This is a genomic window from Paenibacillus pedocola (assembly GCF_031599675.1).
GTDB lineage: Bacteria > Bacillota > Bacilli > Paenibacillales > Paenibacillaceae > Paenibacillus_AQ > Paenibacillus_AQ pedocola.
The window spans coordinates 3,549,894-3,568,558 of record NZ_CP134223.1 but is presented as its reverse complement, the minus strand read 5'-3'; the positions used below and the strand labels follow the sequence as shown (position 1 = coordinate 3,568,558).

Annotated in this window: 19 protein-coding genes; 13 read left to right on the top strand and 6 right to left on the bottom strand. The window is 50.1% G+C overall.

The features are described from left to right. Positions 1-101 precede the first annotated feature (101 nt). Positions 102-1,631 (top strand): Ppx/GppA phosphatase family protein, encoded by a 1,530-nt coding sequence (locus QU597_RS15635; RefSeq protein WP_310828865.1) that lies wholly within the window; start codon positions 102-104, stop codon positions 1,629-1,631. Here QU597_RS15635 and ppk1 read toward each other — a convergent pair. Beyond that, the gene (gene ppk1, locus QU597_RS15630; RefSeq protein ID WP_310828864.1) at positions 1,579-3,693 is read right to left on the bottom strand and encodes a polyphosphate kinase 1; all 2,115 of its coding nucleotides are present in this window, start codon (positions 3,691-3,693) and stop codon (positions 1,579-1,581) included. The genes QU597_RS15635 and ppk1 overlap by 53 nt on opposite strands. Before the next feature lie 364 nt (positions 3,694-4,057). On the opposite strand from ppk1, the gene QU597_RS15625 reads away from it, so the two are divergent. Further along, positions 4,058-4,729: a 3D domain-containing protein gene (locus tag QU597_RS15625; protein WP_310828863.1), complete on the top strand. Its 672-nt coding sequence runs from the start codon at positions 4,058-4,060 to the stop codon at positions 4,727-4,729. Positions 4,730-4,802: 73 nt separating this feature from the next. On the opposite strand, the gene QU597_RS15620 is transcribed toward QU597_RS15625, so the two are convergent. After that, positions 4,803-5,681: a polysaccharide deacetylase family protein gene (locus QU597_RS15620; protein WP_310828862.1), complete on the bottom strand. Its 879-nt coding sequence runs from the start codon at positions 5,679-5,681 to the stop codon at positions 4,803-4,805. A 193-nt stretch (positions 5,682-5,874) separates the two neighbouring features. Between QU597_RS15620 and QU597_RS15615 the strand changes: the two genes are divergently transcribed. From QU597_RS15615 to QU597_RS15570, 10 genes are all read left to right on the top strand, one after another. Beyond that, positions 5,875-6,915: an NADH:flavin oxidoreductase/NADH oxidase gene (locus QU597_RS15615; RefSeq protein ID WP_310828861.1), complete on the top strand. Its 1,041-nt coding sequence runs from the start codon at positions 5,875-5,877 to the stop codon at positions 6,913-6,915. 86 nt (positions 6,916-7,001) lie between these two features. Next, a complete protein-coding gene (locus QU597_RS15610) occupies positions 7,002-7,706 on the top strand; it encodes a dihydroorotate dehydrogenase electron transfer subunit (protein ID WP_310828860.1) in 705 nt (234 codons plus the stop codon). Between the two features lie 4 nt (positions 7,707-7,710). Continuing rightward, a complete protein-coding gene (locus QU597_RS15605; RefSeq protein WP_054942093.1) occupies positions 7,711-8,643 on the top strand; it encodes a dihydroorotate dehydrogenase in 933 nt (310 codons plus the stop codon). 97 nt (positions 8,644-8,740) lie between these two features. After that, complete coding sequence (gene lpdD, locus QU597_RS15600; protein ID WP_310828859.1) at positions 8,741-9,079, top strand: prenylated flavin chaperone LpdD; 339 nt, start codon at positions 8,741-8,743, stop codon at positions 9,077-9,079. Positions 9,080-9,149: 70 nt separating this feature from the next. Then, positions 9,150-9,818, top strand: coding sequence for a PspA/IM30 family protein (locus QU597_RS15595; RefSeq protein WP_236330336.1), 669 nt, complete (start codon positions 9,150-9,152; stop codon positions 9,816-9,818). Positions 9,819-9,945: 127 nt separating this feature from the next. Further along, positions 9,946-10,356 (top strand): DUF350 domain-containing protein, encoded by a 411-nt coding sequence (locus QU597_RS15590; protein ID WP_206100271.1) that lies wholly within the window; start codon positions 9,946-9,948, stop codon positions 10,354-10,356. 122 nt (positions 10,357-10,478) lie between these two features. After that, positions 10,479-10,985, top strand: a complete 507-nt coding sequence (locus QU597_RS15585; protein ID WP_206100270.1) for a DUF4178 domain-containing protein — start codon at positions 10,479-10,481, stop codon at positions 10,983-10,985. A 222-nt stretch (positions 10,986-11,207) separates the two neighbouring features. Next, positions 11,208-12,488: a molybdopterin molybdotransferase MoeA gene (locus QU597_RS15580; RefSeq protein ID WP_310828858.1), complete on the top strand. Its 1,281-nt coding sequence runs from the start codon at positions 11,208-11,210 to the stop codon at positions 12,486-12,488. 28 nt (positions 12,489-12,516) lie between these two features. Continuing rightward, positions 12,517-13,122 carry a molybdopterin-guanine dinucleotide biosynthesis protein B gene (mobB, locus tag QU597_RS15575; protein WP_310828857.1) on the top strand — a complete coding sequence of 202 codons (606 nt, stop codon included), beginning with the start codon at positions 12,517-12,519 and terminating at the stop codon, positions 13,120-13,122. Positions 13,123-13,272: 150 nt separating this feature from the next. Next, entirely contained in the window at positions 13,273-13,614 is a 342-nt protein-coding gene (locus QU597_RS15570) for a cupin domain-containing protein (protein ID WP_310828856.1), read from the top strand. A gap of 38 nt (positions 13,615-13,652) precedes the next feature. Here QU597_RS15570 and QU597_RS15565 read toward each other — a convergent pair whose 3' ends face one another. Further along, a complete protein-coding gene (locus QU597_RS15565; protein WP_310828855.1) occupies positions 13,653-14,522 on the bottom strand; it encodes a pentapeptide repeat-containing protein in 870 nt (289 codons plus the stop codon). Positions 14,523-14,570: 48 nt separating this feature from the next. Further along, the gene (gene xerS, locus QU597_RS15560; RefSeq protein ID WP_310833334.1) at positions 14,571-15,653 is read right to left on the bottom strand and encodes a tyrosine recombinase XerS; all 1,083 of its coding nucleotides are present in this window, start codon (positions 15,651-15,653) and stop codon (positions 14,571-14,573) included. 169 nt (positions 15,654-15,822) lie between these two features. Between xerS and QU597_RS15555 the strand changes: the two genes are divergently transcribed. Further along, positions 15,823-16,332, top strand: a complete 510-nt coding sequence (locus QU597_RS15555; protein ID WP_310828854.1) for a GNAT family N-acetyltransferase — start codon at positions 15,823-15,825, stop codon at positions 16,330-16,332. 478 nt (positions 16,333-16,810) lie between these two features. Here the strand turns inward: QU597_RS15555 and QU597_RS15550 are convergent, their stop codons facing one another. Both QU597_RS15550 and QU597_RS15545 read right to left on the bottom strand, forming a co-directional pair. After that, a complete protein-coding gene (locus QU597_RS15550; RefSeq protein ID WP_310828853.1) occupies positions 16,811-17,206 on the bottom strand; it encodes a hypothetical protein in 396 nt (131 codons plus the stop codon). 419 nt (positions 17,207-17,625) lie between these two features. Beyond that, positions 17,626-18,573: a Gfo/Idh/MocA family protein gene (locus tag QU597_RS15545; protein ID WP_310828852.1), complete on the bottom strand. Its 948-nt coding sequence runs from the start codon at positions 18,571-18,573 to the stop codon at positions 17,626-17,628. Positions 18,574-18,665: the final 92 nt, after the last annotated feature.

The following is an 18,665-nucleotide window of genomic DNA, read 5'->3' as shown; positions in this document are numbered from 1 at the left end:
CCGGAATACACTCCGGAAGCCGTTTTTTTCTTTTGGCTGGGGCAATAATGGGTGATATAGTATATAAAATGGCCAATCAACTTGAAAAGGAGTACATACAGATGAGAGATGATCTTTGCCGGATTGGCATAATCGATATTGGCTCCAACTCTATACGGCTTGTAATCTATGATACGACACCAGAAGGCGGCTACAAAATTATCAAGGAGTGCAAATACTCTGCTCGTCTGAGTGAGAAGATTACGAAAGAGGGCAGGCTGGAGCGGAAGGACATGGATACTATCATTCCGGTCCTGTGCCAGTTCAAGGAAATCTGCAGCGCATTTGGAGTGGAGAAAATCCGCGCCGGAGCCACAGCCGCGATCCGCAACGCAGCCAACTCCTCCGAGATTATAGAATATTTGTCGGCCGAATCCTCGATTACCATCGAAGTCATCAGCGGTTATCAGGAGGCTTACTTCGGATTTCTGGGTGTGATCAACGCTTCGGACGTTCAGGACGGGTTCGTCATCGACATTGGCGGGGGAAGCACTGAGGTTACCCTGTTCCGCGGGCGCCGCTATCAGCAGAGTATTTCTTTTCCGTTCGGCGCGGTCAATACGAATCTGATGTTCAGCCACAGCGGCAACTGGAACGCAGAGCAGGTGAAGAAGCTTCAGGCTTATGTAACCGGCAGGCTGGTTGAGCATGACTGGCTGGGCACCGGAGCAGGTCTCCCCTTGTACGGCCTTGGCGGGACGCTCCGTTCACTCGGCAAGCTCGATCAGAAGAACCGGGATTATTCACTGCCGAATTCGCACGGTTATATCTTATCCGGTGAGACCATCGCCCGGTTCATGGAGACGCTCCCGGCCATGCCTTATGAGAAGCGCAAAGAGCTGGACGGGCTCTCCAAAAGCCGTGCGGATATTATCATCTCCGGGCTGATTATTTTCCATACCGTGTATCAATATATCGGAGCGAAAGAGGCACTGATCAGCGGGGAGGGGCTGCGCGAGGGCATGCTGCATGATCTCCTGAGACCTGAACAGCCTGTGCGTGACAGTGCGCTGGAATTCAGTCTGGACACGATTATCCGCTTTGACATTCACACCTCCAAGCAGCATTTAGACCATATCTATAAGCTTGCACTCCGCTTGTTTCATGCTTTTGAAGGGGGAGGAGACAGGAATGAGCAGGAAATGCTGATCTATGTCTCTGTAATGCTGCACCGTACAGGCTCCAACATCAACTACTATCAGTCCAAGCGGCATACCCGCTACTGGCTGATGAACTCGCCGATCCGCGGATTGACCCACCGCCAGCTGATTCTGAGCGCCTTGATCGCATCCTATAGCACAAAAAGCCGGAAGCAGAAATTGTCCCAGGCACATAAGGACATTTTACTGGCTTCCGACGAAGAGCTGATCCATAAGCTTGGTACACTTGTGCAGCTGAGCATCGCGCTGGACAGTACCGAAATCGGTATCATCCGCGACCTCACAGTCCAGCTGCACGGTAACACGCTTGATTTGGAACTGCATGGCACCTCGACAGTCCTTATAGGACTCGAGGACATAGAGAACGCTCTGAAGGCGTTCAGGAATGCTTGGGCGGTGAAGGTAAAACTCGGCTACCTTTCCAACGGCTAACATCCATAGCGGCGAACTGGCTCCGGAAAGGGGCCTTTTTGTCGTCCGGACGTTCATAATATCCGTTTGGCTGCAGGAAGCTGGCTTTTACATTGTCTTTAAGCGTTAGTTCGAGAATCTTCACAATCTGCCCCCGGATCCCGGTATCCTTCACAGGGCACATCAGTTCAATCCGCCGGGTCAAGTTGCGGGTCATCCAGTCTGCGCTGGACAGGTAAACCTCCGGCTTGCCGCCGTTCTCAAAGTAATAGATCCGGGAATGCTCCAGGAACCGGTCGACGATGCTCCGCACTTTGATCCGCTCACTGAGGCCCTCAATCCCCGGCCGCAGGCAGCAGACGCCGCGTACGATCAGATCGATGGACACACCAGCCTGGGCGGCGCTGTACAGGCTGTCAATCACCTCCTGATTGGACAGGGAGTTCATCTTGGCGATAATCCGGGCCGGTCTGCCGGCTGCAGCATGCTCGGCTTCGCGCAGAATCAGCTTTTGCAGCGACAGGCTCATATTGGTCGGCGCTACGATGAAGGCATTCCAGTCAAAGTTGGCGGAATAGCCGGTCATCTGGTTGAACAGCTCGGAAGCATCCAGACCAATCTCATTGTTCGCGGTGAACAGACTGAGATCGGTATAAGCCTTGGCTGTACTATCGTTGTAGTTTCCAGTTCCTACATGCACATAGCGGCGCAGCTCGTTGCCTTCCTGGCGGACGATCAGGGTAACTTTGGCATGGGTTTTGAGGCCAACGAGACCATAAACAACGTGGCAGCCGGATTGCTCGAGCTTACGTGCCCAGGCAATGTTCCGTTCTTCATCAAACCGGGCTTTCAGCTCGACAACAACAGTGACCTGCTTGCCGGATTCAGCGGCATGGGCCAGGGCAGCGATCAGCGGCGAGTTGCCGCTTACCCGGTAGAGTGTCATTTTGATGGCCATGACATGCTCATCCTCGGAGGCTTGGGTGATGAAGTCGGTCATCGCATCAAAGGATTCGTACGGATGGTAGACAAGCACATCGCGTTCACGGAGTACCTCGAAGAAGTCCTCATTCTCATCGAATTCCGCCGGATACTGCGGTTCAATCGGAGCATCGAACAGATAATTGAACCCTTTTAGACTGTTTGCGAAACCGCGCAGGAAGCCGAGATCAAGCGGCCCCTCAATTTCAAAGACGAAATCCTCCAGCTCGAATTCGGCCTGCAGCTGCTCCAGTGCATAGGGATGGATTCCCTTCTGCACTTCAAGCCGGGCAGGGACGCCGCGGCGGCGTTTACGCAGCTCTTTTTCAATCTCCTCCAGCAGATCTTCTGCGCCTTCCTCATCAATCGTCAGGTCCGAATTCCGGGTTAAGCGGAACTCACTGACAGCAACCGGCTCGTAACCGCTGAACAGGGTCTGGATATGATGGCGGATTACATCCTCGATAAAGACGAACTGCCGCTTTTTGCTGTTGGAGCGGTGGGGCAGCGGAATGCATCTTGGCAGATTAGACGGGATTTGCAGGATTGCGAAATAAGGCTCCTCCTCCTGGCTGTTTTTACGGGTAAGCACAACTGCCAGATAGATGAACTGGCTGTGCACCAGCGGAAACGGACGGCTCTGGTCAACAGCCATCGGCGTCAGTACAGGAAAAATAATGTCACGGTAATACTCTTCAATGGACTGCTCCTGGGCGTGGGTCAGGTCTTCGTAATTGACGAAAACGATCCCTTCTTTATGCAAATGCCGGGAAAGGTCGCGGAAGGTGCGGTATTGGTCGGCGATGATCCTGGTAACCCGTTTTACCAGACGTTTGTACAGTCCGGAAGGAGTAAAGCCGGTAAAATCTTTTTTGGTATAGCCCGCTCTGATCTGATCCTGGATTCCGGCGACGCGGACACTGATGAACTCATCTAGATTGCTGGACACAATCGCCAGAAACTTAGCCCGTTCCATCAGCGGATTATCCGGGTCCTGAGCCTCTGCCAGCACGCGGCGGTTGAATTCGATCCAGCTCAGATCCCGGTTAAGATAAGCGGTAGCAGGGCTGGTGTGGTTGTTTTTTTTCTCATCTGTATTCACGTTCGTAGACCCTCCAAGTGTGCCTCAATGTCTAATTTAGCGGATAACATTCCAGAAGGACGGCAAAACCGTTTCTTCTTGTCATATTCTATCATTCTACTATTTGCCAAAGCGAGAAATGTTAAATCTGTGTAAAATTTTCGCTTAATTGAGCCGTATATCCTTAATATTTTATGAAATGTACGGTTTTTATGAACGTTATGTAATCTTTGTATCCTCTAAAAAAGCGGAAATCAGCGTATTAATAACAGACTGGTAACATTTTCTTAGGCATAGGTTACAAAATTGTGATATATTCATACCTGTGTTAACAAATCTCTGCACTTTAGATGCCAGCATGAAGAAGGCTATGAAGGAGGCACATATGAAAATCAGATTCAGCGCCATAACCGCATTTGCTGCGGCCATCGGGATCAGTGCTTTGCTGCAGGCAGCACCCGCCCAGGCTGATAGCGTACATACCGCAGGAGCAGGTACAACCTATTATACTCTATCCAACTATTATGGCATAAGCATGGACAAAATTATGAACGCCAACCCGGGGGTTTCCGCCACAAATATTTATCCGGGTCTGAACCTGACCATCCCCGGCATCACTTCGCCGAAATTGGTTGCCCAGGCAGCTACAGCTTCCAAAGCTTCCATTATCACAGCAGCAGGGTTGACTGTGGAAGCGGCAACGAATACAGTCCAGGCTTGGGGTAAGGAATTCAGCTATGATAAAGTGCTGCAGGTCAAAGCTTCCGCTTATTCCTCTGCAGCCAGTGAGAACGGCGAATGGGGTGCCGTCGATTATTTCGGCAATCCGCTGAAGCTCGGCACTATTGCTGTTGATCCTAGTGTGATCCCGCTCGGCACCAAAGTACTGGTAACCGGCCATTCACACCCGGGTCTGCCAAAGCAGGCGTTTCTTGCCACTGCTACAGATATGGGAAGCGCGATCAAAGGCAACCGGATTGATATCTTTATCCCCGGCAGCCAGAGCTCGGTAGCGGAGTTTGGATTCCAATACGTGAATCTGTATATTATTGAATAACCCGTAGAATTGCCTGCGGACTCAGAAACGGATACCTTCCTGAATGGGAGGGTATCCGTTTTTTTGTTATCCGCTATTTATTCTTAGGAAGCTGCAGCATTTGAGGAACTGTAACAAAAGTATACCCTCTTTTACGCATAATGGTGATCACTTCCGGAAGCGCTTGGATCGTGCCCTGCAGATTGCTTCCCCGGCCGCCTCCGCCGTGCTGCAGAATAATAGCACCTTTCCCAGCATGCGCTACAATATTGTTCCGGACCTGTGCTTTGGGCAGGCTCCTCCAGTCCAGTGAATCTACATTCCAGTTCACCAGCTTGTACCCGCGGGCTTTGGCCCATTTCAGCTGGGATTCGCTGATATCGCCGTAAGGCGGTCGTATCAGTCTTGGCTTATACCCGGCCAGGGCCGAAATGATATTTTCGGTGCGGATAATCTGGGTACGGAATTCATTCATGCCTATTTTTCCGAACTGGGGATGGTTATAGGAATGGTTGCCGATTACATGCCCCTCCCGGACGATCCGGGCAATAAGCGCAGGATGTTTTTCCGCCCGGCTCCCGACAACGAAAAAGGTAGCTTTTACATGGTATTTCCGGAGGACATCCAGTAATTGAGGGGTAAACCGCGGATCCGGCACATCGTCAAAGGTCAGCGCGATCATTCTGTTCCGCGGTCCTTGGGTCAGGATCGTTTCCGGGTATTTCTTCAGCAGCTGGTTGAGTGTCAGGTTTTTATTCCGTTTATTCCGCCGTGCCGCAGCTTGAGTGGAGGCGTTTGCCGGCATAACCTGCGGTTTGTCCTTTTCCACAGCCTGCTGCTGTTCATATCCTGATGTCTCCTGACTTGCAGGTATGCTGGCTGAAGCGGGTCCCGGGTAAGCCGCAGGGCTGAACAGAATAAAGAACAGTCCGGCAAGAATATAGAGTTTCCGGTTCTTTAACAGATGCTCCATTGCAGGTTCGCCTCCTTATTGCAGCTTCAGGCCACTATTTTCTTTCCTTGTTATCTCCAAGGCGCGGGGGATTTATGCCGGATTTCCTGTCTGACAGGTAAAGATTTAACGCTGCAGAAAAGTTGTGTATACTTGATTAATCGGGAGATTAGCCCGGCAGCCCCATCGAGAAAAGTGAAGGAAGGGAACGGAAATGTCTGATTTATTTAGTCCATATGAATTAAAGGCGCTGGTCCTGAAAAACCGGGTAGTGATGCCGCCGATGTGCCAGTATGCGGTGGAAAGCCAGGACGGCACGCCGAATGACTGGCATTTCGTGCATTATGTCAGCCGGGCGGTAGGCGGTGCAGGTTTTATTATTGTAGAGATGAGCGGCGTGCATCCGGATGGCCGGATCACTAGTAAGGATACCGGGATTTGGAGCGATGAGCAGATCGGGGCCTACCGTAGAATAACAGACGCCGTACATTCCTACGGTGCCAAAATAGCAATCCAGCTAGGCCATGCCGGGCGCAAAGCGCTCGATGCCGATCCGCCTGTAGCCCCGTCGGCCATTCCATTCGATGAACGCTCCAAAACTCCGCTGGCCCTTGCCGGTGAAGGGATTGCCGAGATGGTCGCCGCATACCGGGAAGGGGCAAGAAGAGCGGTAGAGGCCGGATTTGATACAGTCGAGATTCATGGTGCGCACGGATATCTGATCCATCAGTTTCATTCCCCGCTAACGAATATAAGAGAGGATGAATACGGAGCTGATCCTATACTGTTCGGAGAACAGGTTGTCCAGGCCGTCAAAGAAGTGCTGCCGCCCGAAATGCCTTTGCTCATGAGAGTCTCCGCCAAGGAGTACGTGGAAGGCGGATATAATGAAGCTTATGCGCTGGAGTTCTGCCGGCGGTATAAGGCGGCCGGTGTAGATATATTCCATGTATCCTCAGGCGGCGAAGGCCCGATTGGCTCGAACGGGGGCCCTAATGCTGGGCCGGCCTATCAGGTGGATCTGGCAGAGTATATCCGCAGCGGCCTCCAGGTTCCGGTTATTGCCGTAGGGCGGCTTGATGACTTCGCCGAAGCACAGGCTGTGATAGCGGAGAAAAAGGCAGAGCTGGTGGCTATTGGCAGAGGGATGCTTAGCGATCCTTACTGGACACTTCATGCTCAGGAAGCCCTCGGGGGAATAGACAAAGAAAACGTGCCTGGGCCTTATGAACGCGGAATCTGGAAACGAAAATAGACACTTATTATTGTGAAGTTTGTCACAGATTTTAAACTCTTTCTAAGGCATGGTTAATAAGATAAAATTTGAAGGAGCTTGATAACGTGGCGACGGTAATAAGTAACGAGCGGCTGGTTAACGGAGTATACCACCTTCGGGTTGAAGGGGATTACGGCGGAAAAATGGGTCAATTCTACATGTTGCGGGCATGGGGGGCCTATCCGTTGCTGTCCAGACCGCTCAGCATACATCAAGTGAACGATGATGGGGTCGAATTTCTATATCATGTGGTTGGAGAAGGTACTGAAATTTTTGCGGAATTGACTCCGGGGGACAAGATTCAGCTGGAAGGGCCGTTTGGCAATGGTTTTCCGGCCGTAGAAGGTAAAGTCGCCTTAATCGGCGGCGGAATCGGTATCGCCCCGCTCTATTATTGCGCCAAAGAGCTTCAAGGCAGTGATATATATCTTGGGTTCAGTAGGGAAGCCTTTCGTACGGAGGCCTTCCGTCCATTGGCCGCTGAGCTAACGGTGGACGTCGGCGGGCTGATTCTGGACCGTGTGGATTTCAACAGTTATGATCACATCTTCGTCTGTGGTCCGCATCCTATGCTGAAAGCTGCGCAATTGAAGGGTATTGCTGCCGAAATTTCCGGCAAACGTCCTAATGTGTATCTCTCCCTGGAGAACCGGATGGCCTGCGGAATCGGCGCTTGTCTGGTATGCAGCGTATCCTGCCGTGACGGACAGCGCAAAGCCTGCGCAGATGGACCTGTGTTCCTGGCAGAGGAGGTGCTTTTCCATGATTAATACAATGCCTAATACCACGGCAACTATTGCCGGTGTTCATTTTAAGAATCCGATTGTTATGGCTTCAGGCACGTTTGGCTTCGGCAAAGAATATGGCAAGCTCTATGATGTTTCACTGCTGGGAGGAATCTCCGGCAAAGGGCTGACTCTCCATGCCAAAGCCGGAAACCCTGGTGTCCGCGTGTATGAGACAGCTTCCGGTATGCTGAACAGTGTCGGCCTGGAAAATCCGGGAGTTGAAGCGTTTTTGGCCAAAGAGCTTCCTTATTGGGAGACGCTGGATACAGCCCGGATCGTGAATCTTGGCGGGAATACGCTGCCGGATTATGTACTGGGTGCTGAGCTTATTCAGCGTGATGCCGACCAGCGCGCCCTTGCGGGTAAGCCTGCGGTTGATATGATTGAACTTAATATTTCCTGTCCTAACGTCAAGGAGGGCGGTATCGCCTTTGGCGTGAAGACTCCGGCCGCACAGGAGGTTGTTCGCGCTGTAAGAGCTGCTACGAAGCTGCCCCTGGCTGTGAAGCTGTCACCGAATGCGGAAGACATCGCGGAGATGGCGGAAATGTGTGAAGCAGAAGGTGCGGATGCCGTATCGTTGATTAACACCATCTCCGGTATGAAGATCGATGTGCGCCGACGCAGCAGCGTGTTCAATAATTTGTACGCAGGCTTGTCCGGCCCGGCGATCAAACCGGTGGCTCTGCGCATGGTGCATCAAGTGGCACACCGTGTATCAATTCCCGTGATTGGCATGGGCGGCATTACTTCCGCTACGGATATCATTGAATTTATTATGGCCGGAGCTACGGTTATCCAAGTGGGAACTTATAACTTCATGAATTTGCGTGCAGGAAGCTCGTTAGTGGAAGAACTGCAGCAGTTCATGCATGAGGAGAATATCTCGTCACTGGACGAAATTCGCGGAATTGTTTAATGAATCCGGCATTTAATTGCCTTGGAGGTACTTCTTTTCCGTCCCCCTGAGATATCTTCGTGTGCAGAGGTTAATATAATGGGTAGGGGGGATACTGTTGTCTTCACTTGAATATGAGCTTGATGATATTGAACTGTCTGCGGTACCCGTAGGACGTGACCTGCTGCTGCTGATTACCGGCGGTGTCCGCCATATTGGAGCAGCCAGCACGGCATACCCGGATGGTGATACAGTGATAGCAACGACCTCGGCCGTTCCTCATCACAAAGAGCATACAATCAGCGAGGCTATCGCCCTGAGAGCCGCTTCGGCGCTGAACCGGACGGTCACGGTTGTCATGGGCATTCATTACGACGATCTGAGTAAAGAAGGCATTCTGAAAGTCGTCGAAACGGTAAACAGCAAGGTGGATCAATATTTAGCGCAACAATTTTGAAACGATAATGGAACTCCCTGCGTAAAAGATAACAAATGAGCAAATAACTTTTATTTTGGAGGAATGAACCATGTCTATATTTAAACGATTGCGTGATCTGACCATGTCTAACGTCAATGCGATTATTGACAAAGCAGAAGATCCAGTAAAGATGACCGACCAGTACATCCGGGATATGACCGAAGATCTGGAAGATGCTGAAAAGGCGGTTGCCGCCCAAATCGCCATCGAGAAGAAATTCAAGCAGCTGTACGAAGAACAGGAGGCACTGGTAGCCAAGCGTAACCAGCAGGCCCATACCGCTGCTCAGGCAGGTAATGCCGATCTGGCCCGCCGCGCCCTGGAAGAGAAGAAAGCCGCAGAGGTCAAGCTTGTTGAATATAAGACGAGCTTCGATCAGAACAAAGCATCTGCTGACAACCTGCGCGCCAAGCTGGAGGAAATGCGGAAACAGCTCACGCAGATGAAGAACAAACGTGAAACTTTGGTAGCCCGTTACAATGCTGCCAAGGCGCAGACCGAGATTAACAAAGCAATGAGCGGATTCAGCTCCGATTCGGCTTCTGCCGGATTGAAACGGATGGAAGACAAGATGCTTCAAGCCGAAGCGCAAGCCGAAGCCAGCAACGAAATGAGCTCAGGCAACAAATCGCTGGACGATGAATTCGAGAACCTTAACAAGGATAAGGCTGTAGAAGACGAGCTGGCTGCCCTGATGAAGCAGTACGAGAAACAATAACATAGGGTATTAGCCGGTCCTGAGCCGGTGGTTACAGGCGAAGGGGAGACAGAAGAGTCGTTTCTCCTTCGCCTTATCTATGCTTTCTATACCGGGCTGGCAAACTGAACAAGCGGGGGCTAAAGCAATGGATTTCCATACTCTGGTGTCCATGGTTGTGTGGACGGTGAGCGGCGCAGTGCTGCTTTTTGTGCTGATGTTCGTGGATTCGCTGTTTACCCGTTATAACGATCTGGAGGAATTGAAAGCAGGCAATATGGCGGTTACCACCCGGTTTGTGCTGAAACTCGTGGCGCAAGGCTACATCTTATCGTCCTCTATTGCCGCATCGAGCCGTTTGGGAGATGCACTTGTGGTCTCCATAGTCTCCTTCTGGATGCTGTTTATCCTCGAAAAGTCTGTAGAGCTGCTGCTTGGCAAATGGGCTACTATTGACCTTGACCACGGAACCCGGCTGGGCAAAATAGGCTACGGGCTGCTGGCCGGCTCGCTGCATGTAACAGGTGCTCTAATTATCGCGGCTTTCATCCGCGGATAGGGCTAACCCGGTTATATAAGCTAAACTAAGGAACGAGCTAGAGGCAAAAGCGCGGAGGCGAAGATCGAAACTGCAGGAGCAAATCCCATAGCCTACAAATTTTTCAAAAGGAATGATGGAAATTGAGCATCTGGAAACGAATCGGAAATATCTTCTCCAAACCCCAGGCACCGGCTGCGCCGAAAAGCATGCTGAACCTCGCTCCCGGTGATATTTGTGAGGTTTCGCTGGTAACCTATGAGGTAACCGGACGGACGCAGACAAGCGGCCGCAACGCAGTCGTATTAACATTGCGTGACGGAAGCCGGATTGCTTATCTATATATTGAAGAGCGGGAACAGCTCCAGTACAGCCTCTATCAGCCCATTGACGGGCGGTTGGATAATCCTGCAGAAGTTCCGGCCACGCTGGAGCTGGATGACTATACCTATTTTCTTGAGGAAGAATACGAAGGGTATGCGACTGTCACAGGCCAGACTCCTTATATGAATGGCGGAACACAGCATGTGTGGCAGTATCAGTCAGATGAGTACCGGCTGCTGAGGGTAGAGTGGCAGAACGGGCGGTTTATGCTCTATGAAGGGGAAAAGGTCATTCCGGCTGATGTACGGGTCATCCGCGCGTCGTAACCTGCCATATTCAGATTACAGCAACAGGATTAAGCAATACATGAGTATCTATAATGTGCCAATACAATCAAGGATACCTACGCCCGCAGCGGAGGTATCCTTTTTGGGTTGCGGCAGCAAAGTGAAATTTCACTTTATAGATAAGCATGTTAAAATAGTCAGAACACTAACAAGTGCTGGAACATCACTTAACCCGCGATCTGAAGGAGAATGGAGGCACTAATGAATAATAGAGATAATATGCAGGATCATAAATTTCAGCGCAAAGCGATACAGGTGAAGGAAGCGCAAACCCGGGTAATGCAATATGCCAAAGTGCTTGGGATAGAAGAGGTCCCGCTTAGCCAAAGCTGCGGGCGTTATTTGGCTGAACCGGTCAACGCCCCGCATCCGTTTCCGGCATTTAACCGTTCAGGTATGGATGGATACGCAATTATAGCCGCAGATACTCAGGAGTGTAATGCAGAGAATCCGGTATGGCTGGAAGTCATAGATAACATTCCCTGCGGAGCTGTACCTTCAGCAGATCTTACTCCCGGAACCGCTGCACGTATTATGACCGGAGCTCAGGTGCCGGAAGGTGCAGATGCAGTGGTAATGATCGAAATCACAGAAAGCAGAGATAGGGACGGGAAGACCTTCGTCTTACTCCGTAAACCGCAGCTGTCTGGAAGCAACATCACACCGCGCGGCTTTGAATTGAAGGAAGGCCAGTTGGTACTTACGGCCGGCCGTTTAATAGCTGCGGGTGATATCGCAGTGCTGGCTGCTTTTGGGATTCACATGGTGAAGGTGCATCGCCGGCCGAAAGTAGCGATTTTTGCAACCGGGTCTGAGCTTTTGGCGGTAGATGAACCGCTTCAGCCCGGTAAAGTCCGCAACAGCAATTCACCGATGCTGGAAGCGCTCGTACGGGAGGCCGGAGGGGAGGCAGTGATGCTTGGAGCGATCGCTGATGACCTGGAGCTGGCCCGCAGTAAGGTGCAGATGGCGCTGGAAACGCATGATCTCGTCATTACAACAGGCGGTGTGTCCGTTGGTGACTATGACATTATGGGCGATCTGGTCCGGGAAAAAACAGGCGAAATGCTCTTTAACAAAGTTACTATGCGCCCGGGGAGCGTCACGACAGCTGCAGTGCGGGGCGGGAAGCTGCTGCTGGCACTATCCGGCAATCCGGGGGCTTGTTTTGTCGGGTTTCAGCTTTTTGCCCGGCCGGTCATTTCACTGATGCTAGGAGCTGCGCAGCCGCTTTTGCCGGAATGGACCGCGTTTATGGGTGCGGATTATACCAAAGTGAACAACTATACCCGGTTTGTCCGTGCCCGGCTGGAAATCCGTGAAGGCAGCATTTACGCCTATCCCGCTGGAATCGATGAATCGTCAGTCATGGTAACGATTAAAGACAGTGACTGTCTGATCATCGTCCCGCCGGAAGCACGCGGACTGGCGGCAGGAGATCGGGTGAAGGTATTGAAATTGCCTGGTGAGATTGTTGGGTAGAGCAGGGATGGAGGGCCGGCGAAGCAGAATGAAGCGACTTGGGAGAAGGACAAGACTCAGGGGAAATACCGGTAAGAGAGAGCAGCGGAACGGCATACAGCGGGGAAATGTTCAGCTGCCGGCAGTTTTCCAGGTTGTCGGGTACAAGAACAGCGGGAAGACGACGCTGATTTGTGCTCTGATTCCCTTGCTGAAGCAAAGGGGCTGCAGTGTCGCTGTCATCAAGCATGATGCCCATAATTATGATATGGATCATCACGGAACAGATACCTGGAAGCAGCGTCAGGCAGGTGCGGCAGCGGTTGCTATAACGAATAATACCCGGACTTCTGTTATTGAAGAGCGGGGCTCCAGCTTATCCAAGCTGATTGCTGATTTCTCCGGCTATGATTATGTAATCGTTGAAGGATTCAAGCAGGAAGCGTATCCCAAAATTGTGCTTCTGCATAGCGATGAGGATCGAATCCTCCTCAAGCAAGCCAGTAATATCGCAGCAATCGCCGTCTGGGAGACGATGGAGCAGGCTGCCATCACGGAAAATTGGCATGACAAACTATTTAGTATCAACGATAGTGAAGGAATTGCCAACCTTTTGTGGGAACAACGATCTGATTTTCAAAATTTCAACATATGAAAAATTCACAATAGAATGGTCAAAAAATCAGCTTACTGCTGGTGTGATACTTTTTATAAGACGGGTCTTAAGGAGGAGCGGTGCCGTTACTCGGGAACAAGAGCAGCGGCGCCGCAAAACGAAACAGAATAGCAGGAGAGATCGAACGAGATGAAAATAAGCAAGCAAAATGCGGAACACTATACATGGGGAGACCTATGCGATGGCTGGCATCTTGTTAAAAATAATAATCTGAGTGTAATTCATGAAAGAATGCCCGCAAACACGGCGGAAGTGAAGCATTATCATCAGGAAGCCCGGCAATTTTTCTTTGTACTCTCAGGTACGGCTACTCTCGAAATAGCGGGTACGGAAATTGTGCTTAACCCGCAAGAGGGAATCGAGGTTCATCCATTGGTCCCGCATCAGATATTTAATACATCAGGCGCAGAAGTAGAATTCCTGGTCATTTCTACGCCTCCAAGCAAAGGTGACCGGATCGTGGTTGAATAAGTCCGGTCTTCACCGAGACCTTCGGTTCATCCAATTCTCTAATCAAGCCAGTGGGTAGGAGCAGTGAGTCTTGCAGGCAGCTTTGTGGAGGAATCTCCTTTAGCCGCATTAATCTGGAACTGGGTGAGGAACAGGCTGGAAGAAAGGTCGGCACCGCAGATATTCGTATCCCGGAAATCCGCACCGATCAGGTCGGCCGCCCGCAAATCTGCACCGCTCAGATCGGCTGCAATGAGATAGGCTCCCCGCAGGCTGACGCAGCGCAGATCGGCGCCTTTTAACTTGGCTCCAATCAGATCGGCACCGCGGCCGTAATTTTTCTGGCGTTTTGGTTGTTGCTTCAGGTTGCGGCGAACTGCCTCCCGGGTAAGCTCGCTTGCCCGCAGCAGCAGTTCATTGACTTCTCCGCGGTGGGCCGCAACATTCAGCTCCAGCAGCGCCTCAGGCGGGAGCATGGTGAGCTGTTCTGTCTTGGTCAGCATATCAGCTATTCCATGCTGAATGGGACCCGCCGCAGGCCAGCCCAGTGCTTCAGTTAAATACCACAGCAATTCATGAAGCTGCCGCATAACCGGGAAAACTTCGAACATCTGAGCCGCCGTGGCCGGAGCCTGATGCCAGTCAATACCTCCGTAGGTGACGCCGGATACCTGTTGTCCTGCGCCGAAACAGTCATACACCGTACATCCCCGAAAACCAGTCTCCCGGAGCCGGTCATGAATCCCGCAGCGAAAATCCGCCTGCAGATTGTGGCAGGGCTGGCCTGCTGCTTTGTCCATGGCAAAGTCAGCCGATACGGCAAAGGGCAGGGCGGCACAGCATAACCCGAAGCAATGCTCGCAGTCTGCACGCAGATTTAGCGGCGGTTCAGCCGCTGAATAAGTTGAATAGTCTTGAGTCTTAGACAAGAGAAAATCCCTCCATAACTAATACTTTAGAAGTAGCATATAAGATAATCAGCTTTCCACACGCCGCTCAATTGCTTCAGACATCGTTTTGTCTGTAAGATGGGCATAAACCTCTGTCGTTTCTGTTGAGGCATGTCCAAGCTGCTCTTTGGTTTTGTAGATATCATTTTGCAGATAATAGTCTGTAGCGAATGAGTGGCGAAGCTTATGAACTGTTAAATAAGGTTTGCCAAACCGTTTGGCATATTTGATGATCATCTCCTGGATGGCCCGTTTAGTCATACGTTTACCTTCCTGGCTGCCGTTTGGCAGAGCGATGAACAGGGCCTTTTCCCGTTTTGGCGTTTTGTAGCGTGTCTGGCGCAGACTTAAATAGAGTGCAAGATCGTCCTTGGCCTGCTCACGGAAATAAACCGGTGTCTTGAAGGTTTCATCGTTATTTCCTTTGCGGTATACATAGAGCAGCTTATTATTAATATCCAGGTCATCGATGTTCAAATTGACTACCTCGGATACACGTAGCCCGGAGTTCAGAATCAGACTGGCTATACAGGCATCCCGTTCACGGTTCAGCTGGAAGGAATAATAAGCCTGCTTATTGGCTTCTACATCCCGTCCATAGCCTTCATAGATATAGCCGACGAACTCCAGCAGCTCTTCATCCTCCAGGATTTTTCCTTTCAGCTTGGCAGCGGTATCCTTGGGCTTATGAATCCGCTTGATCTCAACCTTGGCCATAATATTACGCTTTAACAGCGGGTAGAAATTCTCATCTTCGGCAATCTGGCTGAGATAATGGAACAGGGAGCGCAGGGCAGAGAGCTTACGGGAGACTGTCACCCGGGTATTAGTCCCTTCGGCACGTGTTGTCAAATGCAGGCGGTAGCCTGTGATACTATCCATATGCAGCGTTTCCAGATCAAGCAGGGTGATGTTAGCAATGCTGTCCGCAGCAGACAGACCCTCAGCCCTTAACCAGCCGAAAAATGATTCATAATCACGGATGTATTCCAGAAGGGTAGAGGGTGACAGATCAGGGCGTTTATAGTCTATGAATTGCTGAACAAACCAGGGCATGAGATGCAGCCTTTGATCAAGATTTTTACGGTCGCTGTTCTTTTGAATGCTGATGACAATCACCTTTTTCTTAGTTTGCTGTAAGGATGCGTGGATACGGGTGCCTGTTTATCTTATCATGTTTCGCAGCTGGCCGGGAATGGTGATGTACGCACTGACCTTGCCCCCGAGGGGACAAAGTTATATGATGTGAAGTAAAATGTGAATCGTAGAGGTGAACCTAATGGAACTCGGAATCGAATTGGTTCCCAAGGAGAATAAACAGATAATCAGCAGACTGATGCAGTTCTATCTATATGATTTCACCCGGTATCTGGAGCTTGAGGTTGACCGTGACGGCAATTTCCCTTCCTATCCGGGCCTAGAAGCTTACTGGAACAGCGGTAATAATAAATTCGCTTATCTGTTTACCGCGGACGGTAATATCGCCGGATTCGCCCTGGTGGACCGTCTGCTGCGTAATCCTGAAGGGCAGTTTTATATGACCGAATTTTTCGTGCTGCAAAAATACCGCCGGAGCGGTGTGGGTACCTGGGCTGCACACAGACTATTCGATATGTTTCCCGGTGATTGGAAGGTGTCGCAGATCCGCGCCAATACACCGGCCCGTAATTTCTGGCATCGGGTTATTGGAGCCTATACGAATGGTGAATTTAAGGAGCGCTTCAATCCGAAACAGGGGAATCCAAGCCAATATTTCAGTACGGAAAGCGCCACTAATCTCAAAAAATAGCTGGACACCGTTTTATTGTTCAGCCGCTTATAGATCGCATTGATAGTGCTGGTGTCGGCCTCCAACCGTTACTCAAGGGTTGAGATTGCTGGGCATATCTGCTATGAACCTACAGCATTGCGCATAATTATATCAAGGGTTATAGATGCTGGGTTATTAGGGTGCGTCAGGGCAGAGTGGGAAGGTATATTTTAGCTAAATAGCCGGGAATTATACCTTTAGCGGAGATGTATCACTCCCTGTATGCCCTGCCTATGGTGGCTCGTTACCCGCTGCCCAGGACATTCTTTATTTTCAATGCTGCGGTTTCCCTGTTCAAACTTATCTTTAAAGATAAAATAGAATAGCTATAAGCTACAAGTTAACATATTATATATTATGTTGACTTGTATAAGGATACCGCCAAAGATTGCGAGCGGCAATCCAGCGCTAATCGTGCTTAATGCTCGGCGAATAGCTGGCTCCGAACATCAATTACTCAAGCTTTGTCTTCAGCATCAGGCTTAGCAAGGGGAGTAACCCATACTTTATAGAGTTGTCCAGCACTCAGGAATTCGTAGTCAGCCTGGACTTGAAAACGCGGCCCGTGGAGTGTATTGCTTCTGACGAGCTCAAATAACAGGATGTTAGCCAATTTTTCGTCCGTTGTCTGATATCCGGTGTATAGATAGCCTATTTCATTATAGGGACCGCTGGAAATCCATTCAAAGGCTTCATGCTGCGTTTCAAAAGTCATTGGTTCAATATACCAGTCGATATCATTTGGCACCATACGCGGAGGTATGTGCTTATAGCAGTAAGCATTGCTCGTTTTCGGGCGCATAACTTCTTTATACGGATCTCGTTCCGGCGGAATGGCAGGGTCATCCTTCATTGACAATCCCCTCCTAAGCTTATTTACCTGATTATAGCAAAAAATGGAACAACAGGATAAGGGAGACGGCTAGGGTAGGATCCCATAAACATTATTAGTTAACATAATATAAGATATGTAAACTACGTTTCTGTTATTTTACGATAAACCACAATTCCGTCTAAACCCTTCGGAAATTCTGTCAAAATTGACGGTTTATTTATGCAATTACAACATATGAAAAATTCACAATAATAAACCTAAAAAATCCACTCACCCCCTATACTTCACATATACTCTCTCCCTATAGTTCACCTTAAGTCCACAAAACGAGAAAAAGGGAGGGCCAGATCCCCCCTTAAATTTAGCTTACAGTTACGTAGCGCAGACGTTTACGAAAAAAAGCCGTAGTGTTTAGCCAATCCGCAGCCCCAAGCCGCTTAACTTGCAGGAACAGCCAGGAGCCTCTTCAGCTCCAGTGCAGTATGTAGAGAGATCAGCGCCTGCTCCAGCGACAGAATGGACTCCGAACCGTCTTGGAAGCACTGCAGCGCATGCTGCAGACTTTTCTCGTAGGGATTAACTTTTTCCAAGACAATTTCTTGTCTGCCTGTTTCACTGTATTCGTAAAGTGCAATATCTACGCCGCCCTGCATATCATCTTTTTCATGAAACTCCAGTTTAGCCCGTTCAAAATAAGCTTCATAGCCCACCGTAAAAGGATACGCTGCCGGCATTAACGATGAAGCAGTGACTTGTGCCGAAACATATGATTTGTTGAAAATAGCCTCAACCAGTGCCTGTCCTTCTTGTCCGCCTTGACTGCCCCATACCCCGGATGGAGTGGTCCCGCCTATAAGCCAGCTTACGAAATCAAGTTCGTGAATCATCAAATTTGTAGTAATAGTGTCCAGTCCCAAATCTCCCCATAAGGGAGCGGTTTCCCTCAGTAAACGTACTTTAAGAAGCCTGCCGTATTTCTTCTGCGCCGCCGACTTGTACAGATACTGATAGGCCGGTTCAAATTTGATGAACTGGTTGACGAGGACTCTTTTACCGGATTGTTCTTCAGCATGTTTCATTGCAGCCGCATCTTCAGCAGACAAGCAGACCGGAGTTTCGCAAAACACATGTTTGCCCGCCTGAAACGACTCTAAAGTATATTGTTTATGTAGGGTGGAGGGCAGACAAATATCAATGATATCAAGGCCGGGATCACTGATGACCTCATTAATGGAGGTAGTGACCTCAACACCTAATTCTTGCTGTAACTTTTGCAGCTTGGATTCATTCCGTCCGAAGACAACCACCCGCCCGATTTCCGGAAATTTCTTAAATATGGAGGCGTGATATGCTCCAAATCCGGTGCCTAATATGCCAATGTTCATTTACAACAGCTCCTTCTCTCTGATACATTCCATAATATACTGCTATTGTTGACAACAGAGTGGCAAGAATAGTGAATCTTACTGAACGAAAA